This is a genomic window from Atopobiaceae bacterium (assembly GCA_022483015.1).
Taxonomy (GTDB): domain Bacteria; phylum Actinomycetota; class Coriobacteriia; order Coriobacteriales; family Atopobiaceae; genus JALCUE01.
Genome location: JAKVOB010000001.1, coordinates 2,241,443 through 2,265,407 on the forward strand (window position 1 = coordinate 2,241,443; position 23,965 = coordinate 2,265,407).

The following is a 23,965-nucleotide window of genomic DNA, read 5'->3' on the forward strand; positions in this document are numbered from 1 at the left end:
TGTACCAACTGGGGAATTGAGCGGGCGCCAAGACTCGATTGTCTCGCTCATTCGTCCTCCTTCGATTGTACCAACTGGGGAATTGAGCGGGCGCCAAGACTCAGCATGAGTCGGCCCCGTGCTTCTCGCGATTGTACCAACTGGGGAATTGAGCGGGCGCCAAGACGGGTAGCGGTCGAGCCAAGCTCCACCTTGAATTGTACCAACTGGGGAATTGAGCGGGCGCCAAGACCAAGACCTAGCGACACGTCTTAAAGACCCAATTGTACCAACTGGGGAATTGAGCGGGCGCCAAGACTCCCAGGCGGGCTCGTGCGAACGCTCAGGGATTGTACCAACTGGGGAATTGAGCGGGCGCCAAGACGTGAAGTTCACATACGCAAACACCATGGCCATTGTACCAACTGGGGAATTGAGCGGGCGCCAAGACCAGACGTAGTGCCCGGCGTGCTCGCGGTCAATTGTACCAACTGGGGAATTGAGCGGGCGCCAAGACCGAGCAAGTAAGCGAGCCCCCATCATCTGCATTGTACCAACTGGGGAATTGAGCGGGCGCCAAGACTGTAGCTGGTGAACGTCCTCCGCGACACGTATTGTACCAACTGGGGAATTGAGCGGGCGCCAAGACCGTCGGAAAGAGCAGTTACGAGCGATAACAATTGTACCAACTGGGGAATTGAGCGGGCGCCAAGACTGGCGTGAAGCAGCAGTCATACGTCTGCATATTGTACCAACTGGGGAATTGAGCGGGCGCCAAGACAGGGTGCCTCCGTACTCTGCAACTGCGACGATTGTACCAACTGGGGAATTGAGCGGGCGCCAAGACAGCGTGTAGGTCTTGCTTCCCGTGGTGGCGATTGTACCAACTGGGGAATTGAGCGGGCGCCAAGACCGCTTGGGCAGTCGTAGCCGAGCTGGTCAGATTGTACCAACTGGGGAATTGAGCGGGCGCCAAGACCGGAACAGCCCATCGGTGCGGCCATCCACTATTGTACCAACTGGGGAATTGAGCGGGCGCCAAGACTTCCTCCACCTTATCGTCGGCTGCCATGAAATTGTACCAACTGGGGAATTGAGCGGGCGCCAAGACGAGTCGACGATGACAGTACCGAGGCCGAGGATTGTACCAACTGGGGAATTGAGCGGGCGCCAAGACACACGCTCTCGGTCAGGTCTGACTACCTGCATTGTACCAACTGGGGAATTGAGCGGGCGCCAAGACACACGGGATGGACCCAGCACACGCAGCGTCATTGTACCAACTGGGGAATTGAGCGGGCGCCAAGACAAGGTGGTGGCATAGATGGCAACTGGTATCATTGTACCAACTGGGGAATTGAGCGGGCGCCAAGACTGACACAGTCGCTCGTGTACATGTTCGCGGATTGTACCAACTGGGGAATTGAGCGGGCGCCAAGACATGTGCTTCAGGGCGTTGTTTGCGCAGTCGATTGTACCAACTGGGGAATTGAGCGGGCGCCAAGACTCGCAGCTGGTCAGCGCCTCACGTTCACGTATTGTACCAACTGGGGAATTGAGCGGGCGCCAAGACGGTCCGTAGATCCCGAGGAGGACGCGCGATATTGTACCAACTGGGGAATTGAGCGGGCGCCAAGACTAGGTTCCGTCCGTTACCGCCGCCATCGGCATTGTACCAACTGGGGAATTGAGCGGGCGCCAAGACGGAACGGTGGCATACACCGACGGGCAGAAGATTGTACCAACTGGGGAATTGAGCGGGCGCCAAGACTCTGCGACCTCGCGGGCCTGCTCCATGCAAATTGTACCAACTGGGGAATTGAGCGGGCGCCAAGACTATGCTTTCTCCTTCTGAGTAGCTTCGCGATTGTACCAACTGGGGAATTGAGCGGGCGCCAAGACTAAGCACGTTGATGTCGTCTGGGTCGGTGAATTGTACCGACTGGGGAATTGAGCGGGCGCCAAGACTCGCGGTCATCCTGGTCATCGAAGGTCGCGATTGTACCAACTGGGGAATTGAGCGGGCGCCAAGACCCATCAAGGCACAGGACAGGCCGGACCTCAATTGTACCAACTGGGGAATTGAGCGGGCGCCAAGACGCAGGAATGCGAGGTATCCACTCCCGCCGAATTGTACCGACTGGGGAATTGAGCGGGCGCCAAGACCTCAAGGAGAGCGGCCTGCCATGCGAGCTGATTGTACCAACTGGGGAATTGAGCGGGCGCCAAGACCTGACGCTGAGGATGCAAAGCAGCACTACCATTGTACCAACTGGGGAATTGAGCGGGCGCCAAGACGGGGGCCTTCCTCATGCCGTGACCTCGGAAATTGTACCAACTGGGGAATTGAGCGGGCGCCAAGACTCCTTAAAGCGGACGGGTGACAGGACCTCGATTGTACCAACTGGGGAATTGAGCGGGCGCCAAGACCGCTCGAGGTAGCGTTGCTTCTGAGTCGCCATTGTACCAACTGGGGAATTGAGCGGGCGCCAAGACTCGCCGTTTACGAAGCTCCCGTCTCATATGATTGTACCAACTGGGGAATTGAGCGGGCGCCAAGACACGACCACCGACCCGATATGCGCAAGTGGAATTGTACCAACTGGGGAATTGAGCGGGCGCCAAGACCTACAGCTTCCACGAGCTCGGGGGAAACCGATTGTACCAACTGGGGAATTGAGCGGGCGCCCTTAGCAGATTGTACCAACTGGGGAATTGAGCGGGCGCCAAGACCAGAGGCCGCAGAGAGGCCACCGCGCCGACATTGTACCAACTGGGGAATTGAGCGGGCGCCAAGACGGCAGAGGTCGATGAACTCCGACTGCTTCGATTGTACCAACTGGGGAATTGAGCGGGCGCCAAGACCGAGCGTCGCGTAAGGGTTCGCCTCGGTCCATTGTACCAACTGGGGAATTGAGCGGGCGCCAAGACGACCTACCGATTCATTACTCATTTGTGCGATGACGCTGATTCAGCAACGATGCCCCAGCACGTCTTCTTGTATGACGAACAGCGCAGAGTCCCTCCCCAGAGAAGAGACTGTCAATAACGGAGTAATGGCCTCGCCCGTATGCATGTCATGAAGCTCCATATTACAGTTGGTAATACCGAATGACCAGAAACGCAGAAGCACGCCATCCAGCGAGATAACGTCTCCTCTAAACAACGTCACGGGTTTATGCCCCATAGCAGCAAGAGGTATGGGCTCCCATTCGGTCCTTGCAACGTGATTTTTGCAAGCCCTCGGCACATATGTGCCGTTCTTTATCGCAGGAATGTCAGCGTAATAGACAGGCTCTGCATAGTACCTACCCTTGACCTTCCCGTTGGGCCGAGCGTCGGGATCAAGCCAGAGCCGTAGGAAGGCCATGCCGTCGATCAGACGAGCAGACCCATCCTCAAGTATCTCTACATTCCCCTTCTTGACCGTCTTGCCCCCTGACCTCAAGCGGCTCAGCCCGGTCTTCTCATCCGCCTTACCTTCATAGTGGTACAGAGTATCCTCGAAAGCACGCCCCGTTACTCCATGATTGACCATGCGGGTAGGAATGACCTCTTCCCTCCTCGCCAAAACATCGTCCGCAAACGTCGGCCAAGGCTGCGTATCTGCGAGTCGGCTCTCTCTGTTTGCCTTGAATGCCTTGGCTCCGCGTGCTCGCTCTCGAGCCACCTTCTGTACCGTCGCCTCATTGCAGGCGGCGATAATTGCGGCATCAACCGCATGGTGCCGATCGTCGCTGCGGTCCTTGCTGTTGTTCTCGCCCGTGTTCAGGCCCCAAACCCATCGCAGATTACCGGTCGCTCCGCCTGCCACCGCCAGCACGTGCTTCGTTCTACCATCGTCAGGGAACAACAGGGTGTCCTCAAGGTAACTCTTCACAGCACGTGACATATACCGGGTGTCATTAAGGTTTCGCGCCAGAAATGCGGCTTCGTGGTCACCCTCTGCTAAATCATCGTTAAGTAGATTGCGGCGCTTTCTTGGATCCTTCACTTGCTCGATTACGCGAGCACGGTAATTTTCCCAATCTGGTGCTGACGAGTCTTCTTCCATCCACTCATAGGGAGTACGTTCGCGCTTGTCCTGATTACTCTTGGCAAGTACAAGCACCTTGTTCGCCCTACCGTCATCGCATGTCCGTGAATAAGGCAGGACATGGTCGATTTCACAATAGTGGTCCTCGCGAATCATGCGCTCATACTCGATTGTCTGCCCGGTATAAATGTCCTTGTTGCCCTGCTCGAGCCACAGACCATACATCCTGAGCAGCTTTCCTCGCACCTCTTCTGGTGCGATGCCAAGCGACTCTCCGATGGTTTCGCTCCAGGCTTTGTTGTTTGCTTGGTTCCTTAGGTTCGACTTGGCAATCTTGGCCTTTTCCTTGCCAGACTGCTTGAGCTCCCTACCAAGTTCGATATGAATTTCGTCTGGCACACCATAAATCTTGATAATCGCATTTACGATGCGACGCATACGGCCCATGGCACGAAGGACAACGGGATTATTACACGTTGGGTCATAGAGGTAGTACGGCTCCAGCACCGTACTCTTTGTCTGCTCATGGTGAAGACGAAGGTTCAACAAGCCCGATGCCTCTTCAGCCTCGGTAAGCGTCATGACCGCAGAATCGTCAAAGGAATCGAGTAGGAGCCTGATGGCTTTGAGACTCCTGTTGCCATAACCGCTAAACACCTTGCTTGAAAAAGGTAGCGCGGATATCGCGTTCTCGTCAGCCTCACCAAGATCAAGAGGTTCGAGCTGCGCCCTCAGACTGTCTTCCGTACTCGCATAGGTCAAGGCCTCGCCGATGGCATCGGCAAAGGAATGGTCTTGGAGCATCCTCTCCATCAGTGCGGTCGGAATACCATGTTTTCTCATGGAGCGCCACGCCTTTGGAATGAAGACCTCACTCTTCTTCTCATCATCTCGAGCAATCCCCTTAAACAGGGAACGCTCAGAGAGGTCAAGGTCCTTTCTAATCCTGCTATAGGTGACTTTGCAGTCCTTGTTGCCTTTTATGAAGGCAGGAGAGAATAGCAGTTCGAGATATTGATCCCTCTGGTCGGAAGTGAGTCTCTTCTCGTCTCCAGACTCCTCAACAATCACAAGGTGACCGAGACGCTCATAGGCCCTGCAAAGCTCTGAGGAAAGATCCGCGTTGGCGGCCCGGCGCTCGTCCTCGAAGTAGACGCACTTCCCTACCTGTGAGTACACCTTGGCATCATGGCCAAGCGTCTCCTTTTCCCATTGCATGCAGGAGATGTATTCATCTACCAAGTTGGATGAAACCTTGGGGTTTCCCAGCCGCTCCTGCGCTTGCAGAAGCTGTCGCGCCTCTTCTGCCAACTGGCTATTGAGGACACACAACTCATATTTGCCAGACTTGTTGCGAGACTCGCCCCTCGCGTTGAGCATCTCGCCGACGGTTCTATATCCATTGGCCTTCATTAGGGCAGCATTCTCTTGAACAGCCTTGAGAACCTTGCCATCTTCCTCGCTTACAAGACCCTCGTCAGCACTTGCTGCATCAACATGTCCAATACCGTGCGGAATATAACCACGCCTACCAGATAGGGAATAGAGGACCTGGGCAAGCTCTCTGTCGCTGAGAAGTTGGTCAAGACCGCGAGCTCTTAGCTTTAGAGTGGGTCGATCTCCCGGCTTAGTTTGAAACCACTGTTTGTCAGCCGTTTGTGGAACGAGCCCATATTGAACAAGGATCTTAAGACAGTGCTTCTGACGGTTCTTCGTACGCTCGTTGTTCCTTCGAATGCTCCGGGCATTCCTTCGTACGACGGCAAGGCTCGTATGGGTCTTATCCGTTTGCGGCGTATCAAAAAGATGGGAGCCCATCTCGAGAATTTTATGATTATCCATATCAAGGAGCGCGAATCCGCAGCTCGCGATACCTGGGTCGAGACCCAGAACATAATATGGGCGCACCTCATCGTTCTTGGCCATACAAGTCATCCCCTATGGAAGACGTCGTTGATACGCCTATCGTAGCCCTTTGGTTCAGGTCTATTCCGATAGACTGAATTTGTGGTTACGACGTCCGCGCGCCAGCCCAGTTCTGCCATCTTTAGCGGATTTCACAAGGAGGTTCCCCATGTCCCTCTTCTCACACCCTGAGCCAGTCTTCGCCAAGGAGGGTTCCTCGGCCACCGACGAGCTCGCCCAGATGCAGGCCCTTCTCCCCCGCATTGCTCCGTCCGACCGTTGGCGCCTCGAACGTGACATCCACATCAAGAAGGCAGGCATCGACGGCGAGGATGAGATCACCTTCCAACTCAGGAACTCGCACCTCCCCATCTATGTGATCCACGACCTCAACCTCGAGCACGGCGACCTCTCGAGCCAGATCGACTTCCTCGTGATCGCGCCCTACGTCAATGTCGTCATCGAGTGCAAGAAACTCACCGGTAACATCACGGTCGACGACCAAGGGCAGTTCATCCGCAACTTCGACCGTGACCACCGGCACGTCCGCGAAGGCATCGAGTCGCCCATCTCGCAGAACAAGCGACACCTCGAGCTTCTGAGGTCCATCCGTCTCTCAGAGAAGGGTACGATCGGCCGCATCGCCTTTGACCATTGGTTCGATGACCTCTACGACTCCGTCGTGGTGCTGGCTAACGACAGGACCGTCCTCAACGACCGCTACGCGCCACGCGAGATCAAGGACCAGATCATCCGCGCCGACACCCTCATCGACTACCTGGGTCGCGCCAACGAAGCAGGCAAGAAGGCTGGCAACGGCAGAAGTTCCGACAAGGACATGCGCGAGGAAGCCGAGCGCTGGCTCACGCATGACATCCCCAGCAATCGAAACGTCACCTCGGGATACCAGCTGGCCGATGCCGCGGGCGTGGCGCAGACGAACATGCCGGCCACCAGTGGCAGCGTTGCCGTAGCCGAGGGCGTCCCCCTCTGCCCCGACTGCGGTGCGCCCATGGTAAGGCGCACGGCCAAGAAGGGGCCACATGCCGGCGAGCCCTTCTGGGGCTGCAGCCGTTGGCCGGACTGCAAGGGCATCGTAGACATCGTCAAGTGAGATTGGCAGAGTCAATCTCACTTGACGGCCATCGTACCAGCATAAACGAAGGTGGGGATACCGACATGTCCGGTATCCCCACCTCGACCCTCCGAAGTTACCTTGCCCTACTCCGGCAGCCCCGCATTGATGCACCGAGCAATGTCGCCCGGCTCTTGCATCTGCCTCAGGTTGCTCCTGAAGTCCTCGTCCATGACCAGCACGGCGAGCTTCGAAAGCAACTTGAGATGCGTGGTAGATGCCTTGTCCTCTGGCACCATCAGAGCGATGGAGACGTCGATGGGGGCCTCATCGAAGGACGGCCACGTAAGGGCCTTCGTAGTCCGTACGACTATTATGCCCACCCTGCCGATCGCATTCGACTTGGCATGCGGCACAGCAATGCCGTCCATCATGCCGGTGGGCCCCTCCTTCTCCCGGACCTCAAACGCCTTGAGCACATCGGCCACGCTCGCGCCGTAGCCCAACTCGACAGCCTTGCCCGAGATAAACCGAAGCACGTCCTCGCGACTCCCGAGGTCCTGCCCTACGAACACGTTCCTCTCCTCGACGAAGTCAGACACGACCTCTCCCTTCAGACCAAGCGGCTGTGTACCCGTACTAATTCTGCTCCTGACGCCACTGCGGCGTCTTCTGCTCGCGATAGATTGCAGCCTTGCCAACTGAGTTGAAGAGCTGCATCTTCTGCGTGACGACCTTCTTGGCTTCCACGATGCAATCAGGGTAGATGCAGTTGGGGTCCCACAGCTCCGTGGTGGAAAGAACCTCGCGGCACTTCTTGAAGAAGGCGTACTTGTAGTCGGACGAGATGTTCACCTTCTGGATGCCGATTCTGACAGCCTCCGCGACCTCGGCATCCGGATTCCCCGATCCGCCATGGAGCACAAGCGGGATGTCCACGACACCCTTGATGGACTCGAGCACGTCCATGCGCAGCTTGGGAGTGACGCCCTTTGGATACAGGCCATGGCAGGTGCCGATGGCGACCGCCAGGGTATCCACACCCGTCTCGGCCACGAAGCGCTTGGCATCATCGGGGTCCGTATACTTGACCTCAGTCATGCCCCCCTCGACCGACGTGCCAGTGGTGCCGATGGTACCGAGCTCGCCCTCGACCGAGACGTCGACCAGATGGCATACGTCAACCACCTGCTTGGTGGTGGCGATGTTCTCCTCAAAGGGCAGGAGCGACCCATCGATCATCACAGAGCTGAAGCCCGCATGCACAGCACGCACGATACTTGCTAGCGAGTCGCCATGATCCATATGGACCACGAATGGCACGGGGCTGTTCTTCACACGGTCGAGAACATAGGCGATGAAGTCATCCTTCACATATGCGAGCTCGGTGGGATGGATGGCGATGATGGCAGGCGAGTCGTTCTCCTCGGCAGCCTCGGCCACGGTGCGCATGAAATTGCTGTCCGCGACGTTGAACGCTCCGACCGCAAAGTGGTTCTCCTTGGCGACCTCAAGCATCTGATTCATGTTGATAAGCATGGTTCTCCTCTTTCTCGTTGTCTATGTCCCGTCGAAACCGAGGCCTAATCCCTGGCCTTGCCGCTCGACCCAGATACCTTGATGTAATGCCTTACCACCGCAGCACCAGCCGCCGCAGACTCGTTCATGAGTGAGGGATAGTCCGCCTTCGGCCGTTCAGCCAGCTCGTGCGCCAGATACTCACGCTGGGCGATCATGTAGTCCGTCCCCACGTTGATCTTGCTGATACCGGCTTCGATTGACTGAAGGATGTTCTTCTCGCCAGCCCCAGACCCACCATGGAGGACAAGCGGGCAGTTGGTTCGAGCAGCGATGCTCCTCACGATGTCGAAGTCGAAGGTCGGCACATAATCTGCCGCGTATTCACCGTGCGTGGAGCCATAAGAGACCGCGAGCGCGTCGATGCCGGTATCCTCGATGAAGCTAACAGCCGTGCCCGGATCTGTGAACATCCCCGTACTGGTAAGGCCGGAATCATCCACGCAACCCATGCAGCCGACCTCCGCCTCGACACTCGCGCCGTAACGTTTGGCCAGCCTTACGACCTCAGATGTGGTATGGACGTTCTCCTCGTACGGCTTCATGGATGCATCCACCATCACGCTCGAGAATCCTATAGCGAGACAGCGCTTGAGGTGCGCCACATCATGACCGTGGTCGAGGTTGATGGCGATGGGAACGGGAGTCTGGTCGACGAGCGTCCTGATGGCCGGTACCAGCACGTCGCAATCGAAGTATGCCTTGAGATGGTCCTGGAGGAGGTCGATGATGATGGGTGCCTGAAGCTCCGTAGCCGCCTGTATGATGCCGCGAGCACTCTCAAGGTTGAAGGCGTTGATGGCCATGACCGCATATCCGCCCGCGCGTGCCTTATCAAGCATTCCCCGCATTGGTACGTACATGCCGATGAACCTCCTTCCGCAACCGTGGCATTAGTCGAACTTCAGTGCACTGAGGTCGACGTCTGCCTCTTCCTCCTCGGGTGGCGCGACCTTGTCGGCTCCCTCGGGAAGACGCTTCTTGATCAGGACGAGCATCACGGCCGTCACGACGCACCCTGCAAGAAGGGCGAGAACCGCTCCAAGGGGGTTCGACATGGCTGGAATGACGAAGACGCCGCCGGAGGGCACAGGGCTGTTGACACCCATCGAGAAACTCAGCGCGCCGCACACACCGCAACCCGTAGCCGTGCAGATAACCGTACGAACGAGGTCGTTCATGGCGATGGGGATGACGCCTTCGGAGATCATGCAGAGCCCCATGGGGAACGCAATACCGATGTTGTCGACCTCTTCCGCATTGAAGATCGGCTTCTTGATCACACGGGAGATCACAAGCGCGAGCGTGACGCCAAGAGGCGGGACCATGGCAGCAAGGACCTTGATGCCCTCGGGGCCTTGGATGCCCTGGAGCAGCAGACCATCGCAGATGAGGTTAGGGACCTTGGAGATTGCGCCGCCGTAATCGATGCATCCGATAAACCCGATTATGAAGCCGTACAGGGCCTTCTGCGACTGGTCAAGACCCGTGATGAAGGCAGTGAGAGCATTCGTCATCCATACAACGGGGGTACCCAAGACGAAGTACATGATGAGGCCGGCAGCGATGGCTGTGAGTGTCGGCACGATCATCATGGGCATGAGCGCGTTAGCCCAGCGAGGTACCTTGATATAAGTCTCAAGAACGAGTGCGATAACGCCGGCAATGAAACCACCAATGATACCGCCAAGGAACCCTGCCCCAAGGAACGAGGCAATCTGCCCCATGAGGAAGCCTGGTGCCAGACCCGGACGGTCCGCGATGGCGTACGAGATGTAGCCTGCGATGAACGAGGGAAGCAGGCCCATGCCCAGGACGCCAAGGGAAGTCAACGCGTTGGGGACCGTGAGCTCATCGATTGATGTGATGGTGCTACCACCTGTGAGATTACCGATGGCAATGAGCAGACCAGAGGCCACGACCAGGGGAAGCATGTAGCTGATTGCGGTCAGCACCGCTTGCTTTGGATGAATCTTCTTGAGGACCGACTCCTGAGCCATTTCAGTTCCTTTCTGATGGGTGCGACACATGAACCATGCAGGACAGACCTAAGAGCTACTTGATGCCAAGCTGAGTCGAGATCTTGTTGAGTACGGCCTTCGGGGCCTTGATGGCCAGATCCGTCGGGACCTCGACCACCTGCTTGCCCTCGAACCTCTCGCGCCCCTCGATATGGACGTCGACCGCCAGCAGGACCACATCCGCGTCGGCGATCTGCTGAGGGGTCAACTCGTTCTCCACGCCGATGGTCCCCTGTGTCTCGAGATGAATCTCATGACCCAGAGCGCCTGCGGCTTTGACAAGAGCCTCCTTCGCCATATACGTGTGAGCAATTCCGCTACAGCAAGCGCAAACACCGACTATCCGCATGACCTCTCCCTCCATTGGCCTTCCGAGTAGACGCCCACACCTCGCGAGTGGGTGTATCTGCGTTTCATAATGTCACGTGATTTGGTTTGTTCAACCACCATAGGAAGATGGGCCATGAACGGACGCTATGCTCCGGTGAATGGTTCTCAGTTTCTATTATTGTTCTAGACTGAAATATTGTTTCTTATAGTCCATAAAGCGACAGAGTCATCCTCTTTGAGGCATGGGCTCCTAGACACCAAGGAGCTATCTAATTCAGCGTAATAGAACGCTCCTTGTCATCACTCAGACTCTTCATCTCAATCTTTGCATGTTCGAGAGCTTCGCTCGACCCATGGAAGAGCAGCAAGAAGAGGATGTCCATGACAAGGGTCGCAGTCATGTGCGATGAGAACTGCCGAGATGACAGGCTCTGGTCGCGCGTCGCGAGCAAGAACAGGTCATCGACACGCGAGGCAAGTGGAGAGTCCACAGCGCAGGTCAGCAGGATGATGGGCGCGTCGTTATCCTCTGCATTGTCAACAATGGTCTCTAGGCGCCTGGAATACCCCGACGTGGAGACGATCACGAGTACGTCCTTGTGCGTCAGAGACATGGAAGCGAGGACCATCTGCTCCGTGTTCGCCGGGCACACCGTGCGGATACCAATCTGCCCGAGCTTGAAAGCAAAGCTTGCGCAAGGAGGTATGGAGTTCCCCACAGCCGCGAACTGTACGGTATCAGCCTCTCTCAAGAGCTTGACCGCTTCTAGGACAGACTTCTCATCCAACATGGAGGCGGTCGTCCTAAGCTCCTGCACCCTGTTCGTGACGATATAGGAGATGGATTCCGGGATTGCATCCAGGGAGACCCCGTCGCTTGGAACGGATTGCTCTCCGTCCTCATTTACATCCTCGCGAGCGAGCGCGAGCCGCAGAGTCGCAAAGCTATCGAAACCAGCGTCCCTCACAAAACGCGACACGGAGGCACTAGAAGCCCCGCTCTTGTCGGCAATCTCGCGAACCGACAGGTGAAGAACGTCCTCTTTGTTGTTCAAGATGAAGTCGGCAACCTTGCGCTCAGCATCAGAGAGCTTCTCGTAGCACTGGCATATGGTGCTCATCGTATCCATCGTGTTCGCCATGGTATCCAGCTCTCGTCGGACGTCTCCAGTATATGTACGGTTGTATCACTCGTTTCAATATAAGCGATTCTCTGTAACTATGAACCATTCATACCCAGACCGCCCCGCTTGAAACGGAACTGCTCGCAGCCGTTGGCCGGACTGCAAGGGCATCGTGGACATCGACGGCTGAGCCGCCAAGCCCGCCGTTCCTCTCGCCCGCCTCTTGGGAGCCGATCTCGACCTCGACCGAACTGGTTAGATAAGCCCCACCTCACGCCCTGCGACGGGCCAGTGCCGCTCCTGCAAGGGCCATGAGCGCACCGAGCACCGCGACGCCTGCCGCCGAATGGTCGTTCTCGCCCGTAGTGGGCAGGACGGTGGCCGAGGAGACCGGCGCCGCCGAGGGCGTCTCGGCAGACGAAGCGTCCGAGGTCGCCGCCGGCGTCTCGGCAGAAGGTGTCGTGGGTGTCGTGGGTGTGGTGGACGACGTGGGTGTGGTGGGCGACGTGGGCGCCGCACCACCGGTGATGACGAAGGTGCCCGACAGCCCGCCGGTGAAGCGTCCCATGCCCGTGACGGTCACCTTGGCCGTGCCCGCCTCGACGTTGTCCGCATACGAGACCGTGTAGTCGACTCCCTCGGTGAGCACCTGGGAACCAAACCTCACACTCACCGCGGGCGTCAGCGCCTTGCCGGTGTAGCCCTGGTCGGCGATCGCGTCGATGGTCGCCTCCGCCATGTCGACCGCATAGGTGTCCGCCGCCGTGGAGGAGAAGACACGGTTGGGAGCCTCGACGGTGCCCGCCAGCACATAGAGGGTCCCGTCATAGGCGCACGCCGCGGGTATCAGCAGCGCCTTGTCGCTGGCGCGCTTGGCATACTTCGTCGGCTCCGCGCCATCGGCCGACATCAGGTAGGTATCCGCCGTCGGCGTGCCCGCGGCCTCATTGCTCAGCGGACCGGCGAAGATGAATCCGGAGGTCACGGTCGCCGGGGCAAAGCACAGCTGTCCGGTGTCGGTTATCAGGTTCCAGGCCTCCGCCTTCGCGCTCGCCAGGGAGCCGTCAGGTTGCACGACCTGCCTCTCCATGCCGTTGACGGCCGCGCCCTGGTTGTCGGCGTTCCAACCGTTCGTCACCAGGAACGTCCCTCTGTTGTCGTATGCCACACGGGGGCATTGGCCTGGAGTCGACAACGTGCCCACCTGAGTGAACGCACCGGTCCTCACGTCCACCTTCCAGATGCCGTCGTAGCTCTGGGAGCCTACCGCCTTGGAGCTGTCCAGGCCACCGAACAGATAGAGCGAGGTTCCATCCGAGGCCAGGCTCGCATAATGGATGCTCTCGCATCCCTCGAACGTCCAACCCGTCTGTGCCCAATTGCCTGCCGCGTCCAGGGTGATGATGCTCTTGACATAGTTGTCATCAACCAGCGCCTCTACGTACACGTACATCCGTCCCCGGACCACCGCGGCGGAATACATATATGCCCCGTCGCCGCTCACAGGGATATCGACCTGCTCCCAGGACTGCGAAGCGGGGTCATAACGCAGCAGGTGATCATATGTCCTCAACGTCGCCGTCTGCGGCAGGCAGTAGACATAGCCGCCGAAGCCCACCAGCTGCCAGCCGGTCCAATCGGCCATCTCGTCGGGATAGGGCATCTCGACGTTGTCGTAATAGGTGAGGTCCTTGGCTTGGTTCAGATATGCGACCAGGTTGCCGGTCTTCCCGTTGGTGCCGACCACTTGAATGCGCGCATCACCGCCCTCGAAGCCGGCGGGCAGTGCCACTTCCACGCTGGACTTATCGTCGCCCAGGTCGGTGCAGGACAGGACGCTCGCCTGCGTGCCGTCGATGCTGACGGTGGGATTCGACCCGAAGAAGTACCCCGTGATGGTGGCGGTCGAGCCGGTCGAGGTCGCAGAGGTCGGCGTGGCCGTCGGGTCGGCGGACGCGTCCAGCGCAATCCTGCCGCTACTCAGGCAAAGGTTCTCATAACGGGAATCGTAGGTGGTCGACCCCTTGACCAGGGCCGCCAGCTTCTCTGCTGAGGCGGTCGGATTGTCCTCCGCCAGCACCGCAGCCACTCCGGCCACAGCAGGGCATGCCATCGAGGTGCCCTGATCGTACGTATACGGTACGCGCGTCGATCCCAGCCCGATGCTGTCCACGCAGAGCGTTCCTGCCACCTTGTTTTCCTGATACACCCCGCCGACCTTGGCACCATCGACCATCAGGTACGATATCTCGATCTGAAAATGCGCCCAGTCGGTGTCAGCCGGCAGGTCAACGTACTGCCCACCCCAGGCATCGCCCGACATATTGAAAGCACCCTCCGCAGCCAAGTCCTTGAAGGACCCGTCCGTGCAACGGACGCTCACCTTCAAACCGATCTCCAGCGGTGTGTTCGCATCGTCAGGGATGGCGGAGTAGCGAATGCTCAGGTATTTTGGCTTAGCGGAGAGAGCGGACAGGTCCACCTCATTGGAGGTCGCATCGGCCAACCCAGGACTGGTGACCGGATCGTAGGCCAGGCCGATGCTTCTGTCCCCCTCGAACGACCGTGTGGTCACGGTGGTCTCGCCCGGGAACGAGAAGAGGTTGCCGGCCGAGGGCTGGACGGAGGCATCGAAACGGCTGCTTGCGTCGAAGCTCTCGTAGACCGTGGTGTCAGCCAGGTTCGCCTCGCCCAGGAAGCTGGGCTCAGCTGAGAGCACCGTGGACAGGACGGTGGCACCCGAGGCGAGCACGTCGGTGGTCGAGACCCCATAGTTGCTGAAACCGGACAGCGCCCCCGTGGGTCCTATGCTGTCCACGACGACGGCATAGGGGTTCTGGGCCAGGTTGGTCGCGTTCGTCGAGGTGGACGAGAGATCAGAGTCATCGTTACCCGACGCGAAGACGGATATCGCACCAGCCTGCCCCATCTGGGTGACGGCGACGGAGATGCTGCGCGATCCGTCCAGCCCCGTGCCCCAGGAGTTGCTGACGACCCTCACGTTCACGCCCGCGTCCAGCGCCGTCCTCACATAGGCGAACGCCTGGATGTAGGAAGCCGTCGTCCCCTCAGGGACCAGCGCCATGATGCGTGCGTCCTGTGACACACCCGAGGTGCCCTGACCGTTCCACTCGGCTCCGATGACACCGGCGCAATGGGTGCCATGATTGATCTGCAGACCCGTGGTGGAAGACGTCACGCTGGGATTGTCGGACCAGCCGCATGCGTCACCACCCAAGGCGACCAGGCTGGGATAGCTCATGCCATCGCGCCACATCTTGTTGGTCAGGTCGGGGTTGGTCTCGTCGACGCCAGTGTCGATGACCGCGACGACGGGCCCGTCTCCCACGCCCGTCGTGGAGTCCCATGCGGCGTAGTCGATGTCGATGCCTGCCGTGCCGCTTCCGCCCCAATGGCCGTCGTTCTTCTCGCCCCACTGGAATGCGGTCAGGTCGGAGCAGGTCGTCAGGCCCTGCCCGTCGACGGTCGTCGGCTCGTCGGCCTCCCCCGTGACCGTCTGGTCCAGCGTCTCCTGCAAGGTGAGCTGCGAGGTGGTCTGCGACGTGTCCTCGTCATCGGAGGAGACGTAGAGGTTGGGCTCCGCGAAGACCACGCGTGAGTCGGCCTGGAGCTCGTCGATGAGCTGCTCGGTGGTCTTCGAGGCGTCGCGCACCAGCACGAGGCGCTGGGTCGCATCCGCCGTGGCAGACTGCACCACGGCCTGCTCCTGGGTGGTGAGGTTGCCGGTATCGCACTCGCTCGTCACGGCGTCGTCAGATACGTCCATCAGGGTCGTGGCCGACGAGAGCAGGTCGTCGGCCTGGGTGCTCAGCCCCTCGCCGCCCACCGAGGAGACGACCAACGCGATGGCCTCGCCTTCCGCATAGGTCCCTGACTCGTAGCCGAAGGTGGTCGAGCCGGTGTCCGCCGAGGCCGCGCTCGCCTGACGAGCCGACATGACGGGCACGAGCAGGCCCGCCAGGGCCACGACGAGCAGCACGCAGGCACACCGACGGACCAGGCGATGGTGATGGCGGACGCGTTTCCCGACTACCATGGCATTCCCCTTCAAGACGAGGACCGTGTCACTTCACTGACGGGCGAGGCACTCAAGCCTTTGTTCAGGCGATTCTATCATTCTGGCATCGTGCAGGCGTTATGTCTGCCAGCGGTGCCACGAACGCGTCGAGCGGGTCGGGCTTCTCGGCGGGAGGGGCCGAGGGTGGGGCGGCAATGCCAGGCACGCACGAGACCGACGTCCTTCTCGGCTGGAAGACCCGTTGATCGGCTATGCCCCCAGACACCCTATGGGAATGACGTAGACGCCATCCTCCCGTTGGTAGGCCTGCTTGCCCAGACCCACGAGCACACCGAGGAACGATGGGGGAACGGTATGCGACGCCTTGTTGCCGACGACCTTCGCCTGGAGCCTCTTCAGATGGGTCGCCGCCTCCTCGACCTTGTCCTCGCCGAGGTTGACCTCGATGGCAGCCCAGGTGCCATCTGCCTTCTCGATGATGGCGTCCGCCTCGAGGCCTGAGTCATCACGATAGTAGTGAACTGGCGACGCGGATGCGTCGGGTAAGGCTCGGCCATAGACGATGAGATCTCGCATGCAGAGGTTCTCGAAGACGAGACCGAACGTCTGCCAGTCATCACGCAACGACCTCTCGCTCATCTGCAACGCTGCGACCGCCAACGACGGGTCTGCGAGGTAGCGCCGCTCCTTTGTCTGGAACCTCTTGGGGGAACGCGCAGGTGGTGCCCAGCCGCGCACCGGCTCAATGACATAGAGTGATTCGAGCAGCTCGATGTAGCGGGAAGCCATTCGCGGGCTCAGCATGGCATCGGCGTCCTCGTCACCATACATGTCGCGCGCCAGTACCTTATAGGTGACGAATTGGCCGAGGTTTCGAGATAGCGAGAGCAGGAGACGTCGCGCGACATCAGGACGACCACCCTGTGCCGGAACGCTCTGTTGAAACGTCGCTTCGAGATAGTCACGGGCTATCCTCTGGGCACGGGCCGGCGGAAGGTCTATGGTCTCTGGCCACCCTCCCCTGCAGCACAGTGAGATGAGCCGCTTGATGTCCATATCACAGTGGACTCGCTCAAACTTCCCCTCGAACAGACCCGCGAGCGAGACGTCTCCCGTAGAGTCACCAGACTCCTGCAAGGTCATCGGGAGCATACGCACCCTTCCGAACCTCCCGGCCCCGCTGTGATGGACCTCGTCCTTGTGAGGGGTCGAGGAGCCGGCGAGGATCCAGAGGCCACGAGTGCGACCTGCATCGTCGACCGCATGCCTCACCGTGTCCCATATGCGAGGAGCCAGCTGCCACTCGTCTATGACATGCGGCGACGCCCCTTCCAAGACGGAGGTCGGGTCCGCTTGGGCCATAGCAAGGTTCTGTCCCTCGTCGAGATAGATGATGCTGCTCGCATGCTCGCGTGCAGTCCAGGTCTTGCCGCACCACTTGGTCCCAGCGATCTCCGTGGCACCATAAGTCTCGAGGCACTCGTCAACCTCAGCATCGACGATACGGCTCAGATAACCTGTTGGCTTGATGCTGTGCTGGTTCCCATATGCCATGAGATACCTACCTTCGTTACCTGGGTTTCTACCATAATCCGAATATTCTACGTCCAGAATCCGAATTTCTTATGTCCAGAATCCGAACTCTGCGACGACCATTTTCCGGATCATGGAGCGGCCCCACCGACGCTACGCGTCCGCGAGCCCGGCGTCCTTCTCGGCTGGGGTTGGGGTGGCGCCGTCCTGGGAGCCGGCGTCATCCTGGTCGGCCTGCTCCTGGGCGAGGAGACGACGGTCGTACACCTTCACGAACGGCAGGTAGCACAGCACGGACACGCCGATGAGGATCACGCAGAGCACCGCCGCACGCCAGTCGCCGCCGCACGAGACGTAGGCACCGATGGGGCCAGGCAGCGTCCAGGGCGCGATGACCGACACGTGGTTGACCAGCCCCGCCGCCGTGACGAGCCAGGCGATGGTCGCGCAGATCATGGGCGTCACCACGAAGGGCACCGCCACGATGGGGTTGAGCACGATGGGCGTGCCGAAGACCAGAGGCTCGTTGATGTTGAAGAGGGCCGGCGCGAAGCCGATCCTGCCGAGGCTGCGCATGTAGTGCGACCGGCAGACGGTGACGAGGCAGATGGCCAGACCTATGGCGCAGCCCGACCCGCCGATCCAGACGAACCACTGGTAGAAGGGCTCGGCACTCGTCGCGGGCAGCTGCGTGGCCGCCGTGCCCGCCGCGAGCGCCGCGGTGTTCTCGTCGAGCAGCATCAGCCAGACCGGCCGTGCGATGGAGCCCACGATCGAGGCCCCATGGATGCCGAAGAACCAGAAGAAGGTCGTGAGGAAGACGAGAAGGAGCACGCCGGGCAGGGTGTCCGTGGCCGTGACCAGCGGAGACACCGCCGCCAGGATGGTGCCGTACCAATCGAAGCCCGCCCAGTAGGTGATCCCGCCCACGACCACCATGATGACGAGCGTGGGCGTGAGCGCCTCGAACGAGCGGGCCACGCCGGGCGGCACCTGCTGGGGCATGGTGAGCTTGAAGCGCGAGCGCTGCGTGAGACGGTAGACCGTCACCGCAAGGAAGCTCATGAGGATGCCGACGAACAGGCCCCCGCCGCCGAGCGTCGAGAGCGGCAGCACGTAGCCCGACACGCCCGCGTCGAGGTCGGCCGGGATGTTGACCGGCGTGATGGTGAGCAGCAGCGCCATCGCCGAGAGGATGCCTCCCGTGAGGCCGTCCAACTTGAACGACTTGGCCAGGCTGTTGCCCATGCCGAACACCGCATACAGCGTCATGATCGACATCGTCATGCGATAGACCATCAGGATCTTGGTCGAGTTGGCCGTGAGGACCTGGGTGATGACCCATTCCTGCGGCAGCGGAGGGCTGGCCAGGATGAGGAAGAGCGAGCCCACGATGATGAGCGGCAGGGCCGAGATGACGCCGTCGCGCACCGCCAGGAGGTAGCGGTTGGTGCCGATGACGCTCATCACCGGTCCGAGCTTCTCGTCCAGGAACGCCTCGAGCTTGTCCATGGGTCTCTCCCCTGCCCCTCGCCCCTGGTGGCCACCGCGCACTACCGTGCCGGCCGCGCCCCAACCTTAGCCTGCCGCCCGTGCTCAATGAGCAGTTTAGAGTTTTAGGCCTGGTATGAGACGTTCGACCTCTCACGGGAATTGAGAAGGGGAAAGGCTGCCTGTGGGCCAAGGGCGCCGTTCTCGACTCATGAGAGCGACAGGTCGTCGTGCAGAAGGAAGTCGATCAGGGTCAGGTGCCTCACACCATCCCTGCTGAGCGTGATGGGATCCATGGACACCACGTATTTCGGATAGGAATCCTTCACAGCATCATATGCACCGAACTCGCGCTCTATGACATCATCGTTGCTCAGGAGATAGGCAGCTTGGACATAGCATCTCCCCTTGTCACCCTCCACGATGAAGTCGATCTCACCCCTATGGGTCTTGCCTACGTAGACCTTGTATCCTCGTGCGACGAGCTCGTTGTAGACGGCGGTCTCGACGATATGGCCGAGCTCGTCTTTGACCCGACTCTTTCTCAGATGGAAGAAGCCCAGGTCGCAGGCGTAGACCTTCTTCTCGAAGGCCAATGCCTTCTTCCCCTGGATGTCATATCGGCGCACTTTGCTGACGATGTACGAGTCCGTGATCGCCTGGATGTAGTCATACACCGTCGGCGAGGACACTTTGCGATTGTTGTCGGTCAGGGCAGCGGCAACGGTATTCCCCGACACGGTGAGCGAGGAGTTGCCGATGAGATAGTCGAGCACGCACTCGAGCGTCACTGGGGACTTTATGCTGTTGCGCATGATGATGTCACGAAGGACGATGGAGCTATAGAGGTTGTCGAGCACGACCGCGCGGGTCTCGTCCGTTGGCTCCGCACAGGCAAGCGGCATGCCACCCCAGGTGAGATATGTCTGCAGAAGGCTCCGGTCATCAGGGACGGCATCGGCATGGCACTCGATCATGAACCGACGGTATTCCGCAAAGGTGAAGGGCATCACCTGGAATGAGAGCGTTCGCCCTCCGAGGAGGGAGGCAAGCTCACCAGACAGGATCCTGGAGTTCGACCCAGTGATGAACACGCTGACGTTCCTCTTGGACTGGAGCGAGTTGACCACCGCCTCGAATCCCGGAACGAGCTGTACCTCATCGAGCAGGACATAGGCCATCCCCCTTCCACTGATACGTCCCGAGAGATACGAGTCGAGCGCGTCGGGGCTCAAGAGCGACCTGTTCGCATAGTCCTCGAGGCTGACATAGGTGATGTCATCCGATGGGACGCCACGACCGATGAGGTCATCGACAACCTGCTCGAGGAGCACAGACTTGCCGCAACGACGAACGCCGGTAATCACCTTGACGAACTGCGAGTCATAGAATGGGCGCATGCGTTCGAGGTACATCGTTCTCTCTATCATCGTGCCCCCCAATCATGTTCTGCTATCTATAAGTTCTGCCTAATTCTACCATGCTAATTCGTTATTTATTAAGTTTGCTTAATTCTTCTAGAACAGGAAAGGAGGGCCTACAAGAGCGGATGGTCAGGGAGCCACGACACGTATCCGACCTCTACGATGTTCAGAGCACATCTACGATGTTCGTCATGGATGTTGCTTGGGTAAGGCAGTCCCGCGTCTACCTCTCCGCCTGCTCGCGGCAGTACGCCGTGGCCTCGCGCTCGATGGCCGCCATGCGCTCGGCCGTCTGCGGCGTCGCATACGGGATGCGCGCCACGCACGCGTGCAGGTAGTCGTGGTCGAGCACGTAGGCATAGCTCGAGCGGAAGTTGAAGTCGTAGACGAAGGCCAGGTACGAGACCCACATATCGAGCTTGGTGTGGCGGTCCTCACGCCGGATGGGCCTATGGGCCATGAAGTCCTGGTAGATGTTGTCGCTCACGCTCTCGCGGCCCAGGTCGGCAGCCGACTCGTCGAGCATGGACTCCACGGGGTCGACGGTCTTCACACGGAAGTTGTCGAGCTTGTCGGCGTCGCGCACCAGGCGGGCATGCAACAGGGCCCGGCCGGTCACGTCGGGCGCGATGGCCAGCAGGCTGTGGTCGCGGATGGCCTCGTAGATGATCTTGTCGTAGGCATCCGTGGTGATGAAGTCGCGGATGCGGCCGTCGTTGAACAGGACCTGCAGGCCGATGGAGGCGTGGCTCGCGTTGCGGTCGTCGTAGCTGTGGAAGACCCGCAGCTGCTCGAAGCGGCCTATGTCGTGGAGAAGGGCGATGAGCTGGGCCAGGTCGTGGTCCTCGGGCGAGAGGCCCTCGGAGTCGGCCAGGTAGGTGGCCGCGTCGACCACGGCGTAGGTATGGCGGACCTTGAGGGCGATCTTGGGATCGCCCGTGTCGAAGCGCTCGAGGTAGCGCGCGAACGCGTGGCGTGCGTGATCAAGGCTGATGTGTCTGTCTGCCGTGTGCTTCTCGGCCGCGTGCACGCCTGCCGCGTGCTTCTTGGTCGCGTGCCTCTCTACCATGTGGAACCCCCTCCGCCGCATGGTCCCCTAGTCTATGCGTTATGCGGACCGGCGGGAACGTTAGATATACCAAAGTACTTGGGAAATGGGTGTGCGGTACCATCGGGGAAGTCGTTGCGCCACCAAGGTGTCGCTGCACCGCCGGCCCACTGCGAAGGAGCCCCCCATGAAGATCGACTCGCTCGTCAGCATCTCGTTCTCAGGCGCAGGAACCACGCTCACGGTCGCCCACGAGCTCGCCGGCACGGCGGCTGAGGCGTTGGGATGCCCCACGACCGAATGGGACGCCTCTCCTGAGGGTGCCGAGGTCCCTGGCCCGTTGACGCCCGACGACCTTGCGATACTGGCCTGCCCCTCGTACGGCGGTCGTGTGCCGGTGCCCTTCGTGGAGCGTCTGCATCGGGTACACGGCACGTTCACGCCGGCGTTCCTCGTGGTGACCTACGGCAACCGTGCCATCGACGACACCCTGGCCGAGCTTGCGGATGTGGCCACCGATCAGGGCCTCTGCGTGATGGGGGCCGCCATCGTGGTGTGTCAGCACTCCATCTTCCGCAGCGTCGCCGCCGGACGGCCCGATGACGACGACCTCGCCTGGCTGCGCGATGCCGCGGCCCAGCTTGCCGAGAAGGTCACGAAGGCATCGACCGTCTCCGACCTCGCGACGCCCGACCTGCCCGGGAACCGTCCCTGCCGCGACTACGTCAACGTGCCGATGAAGCCACACATCGAGGCCGGACGCTGCGTGCGCTGCGGGCGATGCGCCGCCGTCTGTCCCGTCGGCACCATCGACCCGGGCGACCTCTGCTACACCGGCCCCGACTGCCTCGACTGCGGCGCCTGCTCGCGCGTGTGCCCCACTGGTGCGAGGAGCCTCGGCGGCATCAAGCTGGCCGCCGCCGAGAAGGTCTTCTCGGCGAAGTATGGCCGCGAGCGACAGGGGCCGCGCCTCTGGCTGTAGCAGGCCGCCGGGCGCGGGAGGTTCTTCTCGCCAGCCACCGTCTTGCGTTGAGGTAGCGCCTTCGGCACCTTTTGACCCCCAAGAAGGTGCCGAAGGCGCTACCTCGACGTAGAGAGCAAAGCGTCAGCTGTCAGGAGATGCATCTCGCCTGTCGCCGAATCGTCCCACGCTCCCGGCGGCCAGGACCGACTCCCATGAGACAATGCTGTCCCGGTTGGCCCCTTGTCCCGAGGAGCGTCGCCATGAGCGCCCACGTCGAGCAGACCATCAACGCGCGACTCACGGAGTGCGAGGCAGACAGGCGGCTCCTCTGCCTCCGGGACCACTCGATGAACAAGGCGGTCCTCGAACGCTTGTCGCGCGGCGAGATTACACGCGTGAATCCTGGCATGTTCATACGCACCTCCGTCTGGGATGACCTCAAACCCGATGTCCGGTGCATCTGGCTCGCACGGACGCTCACGAGCAAGATGCCCTGCATACGGTTCTGCAATGTGACGGCTGCCGTCGCGCGCGGCCTGTCTGTCTCGTACAGCCTCCTCGACAAGGTCCATGTTGCCGAACGGCGCCGCGGACATGACCGCGGCACATCCCTACTCTGCCGCCATAGGATGGGAGGCGACCTCTGGCAGACCGTCGATGGTCTGACAGTGACGTCCCTCGAACGCACGACCTTCGATTGCCTACGAACCACGACGTTTCGTGATGGGCTCGCGATTGCCGACTCCGCCCTGCGAGCAGGCCTCGACAAGAGCTTCCTCCTCGAGCTGCTTGGTTCCATGCACCATTATCGCGGGCTACGTCAGGCACGGATTACGGCGAGCTATGCCGACGCCGCAGCCGAGAGCGGCGGCGAGTCCATCGCACGCGCGGCCATGATCGAGCTCGGATTCGCGATCCCCCAGCTGCAGGCCACCTTCACGGACCCCATTGACGGCAGGCGGCGCCGCGTCGACTTCCTCTGGGTGCGTCCGGACGGCAGCTCTGTCATCGGCGAGCTCGATGGCCGTACCAAATATGTGGACCCCTCGATGACGGGAGGGCGCAGCGTCGTGGACGTGCTCGCCGACGAGCGGCTGCGCGAGTCGCACCTCTCGCTGGCGGCAGATGGCGCACCCATCATGCGCTTCTCGGTGGGCGACACCTACAATCTTGCCTATTTCGAGCGGCTCCTCACCACGTTTGGCGTGCCTCGCGCATAGCCATCCAGATGACAGGAATCCCCCGGCAGCAGTCAGGCTCGCCTCTTTCTCGTCGAGGTAGCGCCTTCGGCACCTTTTGACCCCCAAGAAGGTGCCGAAGGCGCTACCTCGACGTGGAGACGGCTGGCGACACGTCAGCGGGCCGCAGGAGCCACATGTGTGCACATTGTGAAGGGGCCGGTCGAGAGGTTGTCCTTC

General features: G+C 60.3%; 15 protein-coding genes and 1 CRISPR repeat array (1 of these 16 only partly in view). Of the genes, 3 read left to right on the forward strand and 12 right to left on the reverse strand.

Features of this window, described 5'->3' with window-relative positions; all coding sequences use genetic code 11:
* A CRISPR array of direct repeats spans positions 1-2,673; the repeat unit is 36 nt; unit sequence ATTGTACCAACTGGGGAATTGAGCGGGCGCCAAGAC (it extends 530 nt beyond the left edge of the window).
* A gap of 277 nt (positions 2,674-2,950) precedes the next feature.
* The gene (gene cas9 / locus LKE50_09575; protein MCH3968836.1) at positions 2,951-5,941 is read right to left on the reverse strand and encodes a type II CRISPR RNA-guided endonuclease Cas9; all 2,991 of its coding nucleotides are present in this window, start codon (positions 5,939-5,941) and stop codon (positions 2,951-2,953) included.
* A 148-nt stretch (positions 5,942-6,089) separates the two neighbouring features.
* Here cas9 and LKE50_09580 point away from each other — a divergent pair, with 148 nt between their 5' ends.
* Positions 6,090-7,034 carry an NERD domain-containing protein gene (locus LKE50_09580; protein MCH3968837.1) on the forward strand — a complete coding sequence of 315 codons (945 nt, stop codon included), beginning with the start codon at positions 6,090-6,092 and terminating at the stop codon, positions 7,032-7,034.
* A 107-nt stretch (positions 7,035-7,141) separates the two neighbouring features.
* Here the strand turns inward: LKE50_09580 and LKE50_09585 are convergent, their stop codons facing one another.
* The 11 genes from LKE50_09585 to LKE50_09635 all read right to left on the reverse strand — a co-directional run bounded on the left by LKE50_09585 (position 7,142) and on the right by LKE50_09635 (position 21,604).
* Positions 7,142-7,597 (reverse strand): fructose PTS transporter subunit IIA, encoded by a 456-nt coding sequence (locus tag LKE50_09585; protein MCH3968838.1) that lies wholly within the window; start codon positions 7,595-7,597, stop codon positions 7,142-7,144.
* A 37-nt stretch (positions 7,598-7,634) separates the two neighbouring features.
* Complete coding sequence (locus tag LKE50_09590) at positions 7,635-8,534, reverse strand: ketose-bisphosphate aldolase (GenBank protein ID MCH3968839.1); 900 nt, start codon at positions 8,532-8,534, stop codon at positions 7,635-7,637.
* 44 nt (positions 8,535-8,578) lie between these two features.
* Entirely contained in the window at positions 8,579-9,436 is an 858-nt protein-coding gene (locus LKE50_09595; GenBank protein MCH3968840.1) for a class II fructose-bisphosphate aldolase family protein, read from the reverse strand.
* Positions 9,437-9,466: 30 nt separating this feature from the next.
* Entirely contained in the window at positions 9,467-10,573 is a 1,107-nt protein-coding gene (locus LKE50_09600) for a PTS fructose transporter subunit IIC (protein MCH3968841.1), read from the reverse strand.
* A gap of 55 nt (positions 10,574-10,628) precedes the next feature.
* The gene (locus LKE50_09605; GenBank protein ID MCH3968842.1) at positions 10,629-10,943 is read right to left on the reverse strand and encodes a PTS fructose transporter subunit IIB; all 315 of its coding nucleotides are present in this window, start codon (positions 10,941-10,943) and stop codon (positions 10,629-10,631) included.
* Between the two features lie 250 nt (positions 10,944-11,193).
* Positions 11,194-12,054, reverse strand: coding sequence for a MurR/RpiR family transcriptional regulator (locus LKE50_09610; protein MCH3968843.1), 861 nt, complete (start codon positions 12,052-12,054; stop codon positions 11,194-11,196).
* A gap of 265 nt (positions 12,055-12,319) precedes the next feature.
* Positions 12,320-16,105: a S8 family serine peptidase gene (locus tag LKE50_09615; protein ID MCH3968844.1), complete on the reverse strand. Its 3,786-nt coding sequence runs from the start codon at positions 16,103-16,105 to the stop codon at positions 12,320-12,322.
* A 231-nt stretch (positions 16,106-16,336) separates the two neighbouring features.
* On the reverse strand, positions 16,337-17,641 hold the full coding sequence (locus LKE50_09620) for an ATP-binding protein (GenBank protein MCH3968845.1): 1,305 nt from the start codon (positions 17,639-17,641) through the stop codon (positions 16,337-16,339).
* A 132-nt stretch (positions 17,642-17,773) separates the two neighbouring features.
* Positions 17,774-19,132 carry a PTS sugar transporter subunit IIC gene (locus LKE50_09625; GenBank protein ID MCH3968846.1) on the reverse strand — a complete coding sequence of 453 codons (1,359 nt, stop codon included), beginning with the start codon at positions 19,130-19,132 and terminating at the stop codon, positions 17,774-17,776.
* Positions 19,133-19,320: 188 nt separating this feature from the next.
* Positions 19,321-20,541 carry an ATP-binding protein gene (locus tag LKE50_09630; protein ID MCH3968847.1) on the reverse strand — a complete coding sequence of 407 codons (1,221 nt, stop codon included), beginning with the start codon at positions 20,539-20,541 and terminating at the stop codon, positions 19,321-19,323.
* A gap of 217 nt (positions 20,542-20,758) precedes the next feature.
* A complete protein-coding gene (locus LKE50_09635) occupies positions 20,759-21,604 on the reverse strand; it encodes an HD domain-containing protein (GenBank protein MCH3968848.1) in 846 nt (281 codons plus the stop codon).
* A gap of 166 nt (positions 21,605-21,770) precedes the next feature.
* Between LKE50_09635 and LKE50_09640 the strand changes: the two genes are divergently transcribed.
* Positions 21,771-22,565, forward strand: a complete 795-nt coding sequence (locus LKE50_09640; GenBank protein ID MCH3968849.1) for a ferredoxin family protein — start codon at positions 21,771-21,773, stop codon at positions 22,563-22,565.
* Positions 22,566-22,807: 242 nt separating this feature from the next.
* Entirely contained in the window at positions 22,808-23,767 is a 960-nt protein-coding gene (locus tag LKE50_09645) for a hypothetical protein (GenBank protein ID MCH3968850.1), read from the forward strand.
* The last annotated feature ends 198 nt before the right edge of the window (positions 23,768-23,965 follow it).